The sequence below is a fragment of the Streptomyces flavofungini genome (assembly GCF_041028215.1).
Classification (GTDB): domain Bacteria; phylum Actinomycetota; class Actinomycetes; order Streptomycetales; family Streptomycetaceae; genus Streptomyces; species Streptomyces flavofungini_B.
Map to the genome: position 1 here is coordinate 1 of NZ_JASKYR010000704.1, position 3,990 is coordinate 3,990.

At 73.8% G+C, this 3,990-nt stretch carries 4 protein-coding genes; 3 read left to right on the top strand and 1 reads right to left on the bottom strand.

The annotated features are described in order from the left end of the window. Positions 1–1,038: SGNH hydrolase domain-containing protein (locus tag AB8Z36_RS32830; protein ID WP_440582055.1), on the top strand; the 1,038-nt coding region annotated here is incomplete at its 5' end. A gap of 193 nt (positions 1,039–1,231) precedes the next feature. Further along, complete coding sequence (locus AB8Z36_RS32835; RefSeq protein WP_369217039.1) at positions 1,232–1,591, top strand: DUF7144 family membrane protein; 360 nt, start codon at positions 1,232–1,234, stop codon at positions 1,589–1,591. Positions 1,592–1,634: 43 nt separating this feature from the next. Here the strand turns inward: AB8Z36_RS32835 and AB8Z36_RS32840 are convergent, their stop codons facing one another. Further along, on the bottom strand, positions 1,635–2,543 hold the full coding sequence (locus AB8Z36_RS32840) for a LysR family transcriptional regulator (protein WP_369217036.1): 909 nt from the start codon (positions 2,541–2,543) through the stop codon (positions 1,635–1,637). 193 nt (positions 2,544–2,736) lie between these two features. On the opposite strand from AB8Z36_RS32840, the gene AB8Z36_RS32845 reads away from it, so the two are divergent. Then, positions 2,737–3,990: SGNH/GDSL hydrolase family protein (locus tag AB8Z36_RS32845; protein WP_369217037.1), on the top strand; the 1,254-nt coding region annotated here is incomplete at its 3' end.

A 3,990-nucleotide genomic window follows, 5' to 3' on the forward strand; every position in this document is an offset into this window, starting at 1 on the left:
CGCGGCAGCGACCAGGCCGCCGTCGACGCCCGGCTGGCCGGACTGCGGGCCCTGCTGACCGGGCTCACCGAAGGACTGCCGGTGGGGCGGATCGCCCTGGCCGGGGACACGGGCGAGGCCCTCGCCGACTGGGCGCCGCCCGCCSTGCCSGACGCCCCGGTGGCCGGTGCCCCCGGGGCCACGCACTCGGCGGGCCCCGCGCGCGGAACCCCGTCGTCCGCCACCCGGCAGCGCGTCGCCGACGAGCCCGGCACGTCCGGTGGGCCCCGGGAATCCCGGAGACCGCGCGAGCCCGGGGCGAAGCCGCCGAAGGTCCTCTACCTCGGCGACTCCCTCGCCATGGAGAACCAGACCGTCCTCGGCGAGCACCTCAAGCGGGAGCTGGGGGCCCGCTACCGCAGCGCGCCCTACTCCGGCACCACCCTCTGCGACTACCTCGAAGGCACCGGCGAGGACTCCCTCGTACCCGCCAAGGACAAGGCCGCGGCGCTGGTCAGGGCGGAGCGTCCGGACTATGTGGTGCTCCAGTTCTGGGGCAACGCCTGGGGCTACACGCCGTGCATGGACGGCATCACGTACGACAGGCAGCGCGCGAAGTACTTCGCCCGGTACACCGCCGACGCGGCGCGGCTGGCCGCGCAGATCGAGGGCGCCGCCGGGGCGGGACGGACCCGTGTCGTGTGGGTGCTGCAAGGGCCCGACCCGATGACCCCGGACCGCGTCCGCCGCGTCAACGGCGTCTACGAGGCGCGGGCCCGGGTCTCGGAGGACCTGGTCGCCGACGCGGGCAGGACGGTCGCCCCGGCGGCGGACCGCTACGCCTGGGCCGGGGAACTGCCCTGCACGCCGTACGAGACCGAGAACCCGGCGTTCTGCACCGACCGGGGCCGCGGCCGCACCGCGCTGCACCGGAGCGACGACCCCCTGCACTTCTGCCTGGCCCCGACCACGGCCAAGTCCCGCCCCTGCCCGGTGCGTTCGCCGGGGATACGGCGGATCGCGGCGGCCGTCGCGCGGGCGGTGGCGCAGGCCTCGTAGCGGCGGGCGACACCCGTTCGGACCAGGCCCGCTCGCCGCGCCAGCCGGGACCGGCCCACGCTGTGTGTCCCGGGACAGAGAGCGAGGGACGGCCATGAGCAGCGCCACGGCACACGAGGGAAAGCCGGGTCACGGGCACGACCACCGGCACGACCACAGGGCCGACGCCAGTCTCTGGGCCGGGGGCGGGACCATGTTCGCCGGGGTGCTGATGCTGGTGAACGGCGTACTCGGGGTGTTCGAGGGCATCGCGGGCATCGCCAAGGACGACGTCTACGAACGCATCGGTGACTACGTCTACAAGTTCAACCTCTCCACGTGGGGCTGGATCCACCTGGTCCTCGGCCTCGTCATCGCCGTCACGGGCTGGGGCATCCTCAAGGGCGCGGGCTGGGCCAAGGCGACCGGCGTCGCGCTGGCCGCGCTCGGCATCGTGGCGCAGTTCCTGTGGCTGCCGTACACACCGGTCTGGGCGGTCATCTCGATCGCGATCGGTGTCTTCGTCATCTGGGCGCTCTGCACGGACACCGCCGGGCGGACCGGCGGCGTCTAGGGCGCCACAGGGGCCGCTGTCCAGGGCGCCGTAGGGCCGCCGTCTAGAACGCCGCGGGTCCTCCGTTCGACCGGACCACGTCACGGACGGCCCGGATGAACGCCTCCGTGCGGGCGTTCGTGCCCGCCGTGCGCCAGATCAGGGCGACCTCCGCGGATGCCACGTCGCGCAGCGGTACGAAGGTGATGTCGGGGCGTGCGTAGTAGCGCTCCACCGAGGCCACCACCGGGGAGATGCCCTGGCCCGCCGCGATCAGCGTCATCAGTTCCTGGAAGCTCGCCACCGCCTGCCCGCGGTGGATCGTGCGGCCGCCCGGGGTGCGGGGCGGGACGTGGAAGTCCCACCAGTAGGCGGGGGCGCCGTTCGCCACGCCGAAGAACGTCTCGCCCGCGAGTTCCTCGAGCGAGACCGACGTCCGGCCCGCCAGGGGGTGGCCCAGCGGCATCGCGAGCAGCCGGGGTTCGTCGATGACGACCGGGCCGACCGTCAGATCGGGCTCGTCGACCGGCAGGCAGGTGAGGAGCAGGTCGACGTCGCCGCCGCGCAGCGCGCCCAGCGGGTCCTGGAACTGGGTCTCACGCATCCGCACCGCACAGCCGGGGCAGCGCTCGCGGAACGCCGCGAGGATCGCCGCCGTCAGCGAACCCGCGCCCGAGCCGAGGAAGCCCACGGACAGCTCGCCGTCGACGCCGCGCGCGGTGTCCTTGGCGCGGGCCACCGCCGCCTCCAGCTCCTTGTGGAGCGGCGCGATGTCCTCGTAGAGCTGCCGTCCGAGAGGGGAGAGGCGGACCATCCGGCTGGTGCGCTCGAAGAGCGGGGCGCCGATCCCGCGCTCCAGCTTCTTCACGGTCTGGCTGACGCGTGCCTGGGAGAGCCGCAGCCGCTCGGCGGTCCGGCCGAAATGCAGCTCCTCGGCCAGCGTGAGGAAGGTCTCCAGCTCCTGGCGTTCCACCGCGTATCCCCCCTGTGCGCCGGTCGCGGGTCGCGGGGTCCCCGGACCGCTTCTGACCTGCATCGATAAGCGTGAGCGTGTCGATCGTTTCACGGATCGCCGTTGATGGCCCCGCGCGATCGGCGGATCTTTGAGGAGCCGGACGGCACCCGCCGCACCGACCCCACTTCCTGTTGTCTCCATGGAGTCCACGATGCTTTCGCGTGCCCGCACCACCGTCCTCGCCACCGCGTCCGCGCTCGCCCTGACCGCCGGGATCGCCCTCACCGGCGCCCACGCCGCCACGGACCGGGCGGCCGGCGGACCCGGCCGGACCGCCGCCTGGACCGCCGCCTGGGCGGCGTCGCCGCAGCGGCCGAGCACCGGCTTCAAGCCCAACTGGTCGGAGGACGGTTTCGACGGCCAGACCCTGCGCCAGGTCGTCCGCGTCACTGAGGGCGGCGACAGAGCCCGCGTCCGGCTCTCCAACGCCTACGGGACCTCGCCGCTCCGGATCGACGGCGCCACCGTCGCCCGTACGGAGAAGGGGGCGTCGGTGGAGAAGGGCTCGGTCCGGCGGCTCACCTTCGGCGGGAAGCGTTCGGTGACGGTTCCGGCGCGCGGCCAGCTCTCCAGCGACGCGGCGGGCCTGCGGCTCGGCCCCTTCGAGTCCGTCACCGTCACCCTGCATCTGGCGGGCACGACCGGGCCCGCCACCTTCCACGCCCAGTCCTTCGCCACCAGCTACCGCGCGGACGGCGAGCACACCGCCGACACGGGCGCCGGGGCCTTCGACGAGTCGACGGAGTCCTGGTACTACCTCTCCGGTGTCGACGTGAGCGGCCGCGAGTCCGCGAAGCGGGACGGCGTCGCCCTCTTCGGCGACTCCACCACCGACGGCTTTGCCTCCACCGCCGACCGGAACCGCCGCTGGTCCGACGCCCTCGCCGAACGCCTCGCCGCCTCGGGGCACCGGCGCCCCGTGCTCAACGCGGGCATCGGCGGCAACCTGGTCCTCAACGACTCCGCCTGGTACGGGGAGCGGAGCGCCAACCGGTTCGCCAGGGACGCCCTGGACCTGCCGGGCGTCGGCACGGTCGTCGTCCTGGAGGGCCTCAACGACATCGGCTTCAGCGAGAGCGACACCCCCACGTACAAACCCGCCCCGGTCGTGTCCGCGCGCGAACTGATCGCCGGTCACCGCGAGTTGATCCGGCAGGCGCACGCCAAGGGCATCAGGGCCGTCGGGGCCACGCTGCTGCCGCTCGGCGGTTCCGACCACTACGGGGAGCATGCCGCCGCCGTCAGCGACGCGTTCAACGCCTGGGTGCGCACCTCCGGCGAGTACGACGCCTACGTCGACTTCGACAAGGCCCTCGCCGACCCGGAGGACCCCGAGCGGCTCGCCCCCGCCTACGACAGCGGCGACCACCTGCACCCCAATGACGCCGGGTACCGGGCCATGGCC

Bases quoted from the DNA above. Each gene is read 5' to 3' on its own strand.
- AB8Z36_RS32835 (WP_369217039.1), top strand. From the start codon at position 1,232: ATGTTCGCCGGGGTGCTGATGCTGGTGAACGGCGTACTCGGGGTGTTC.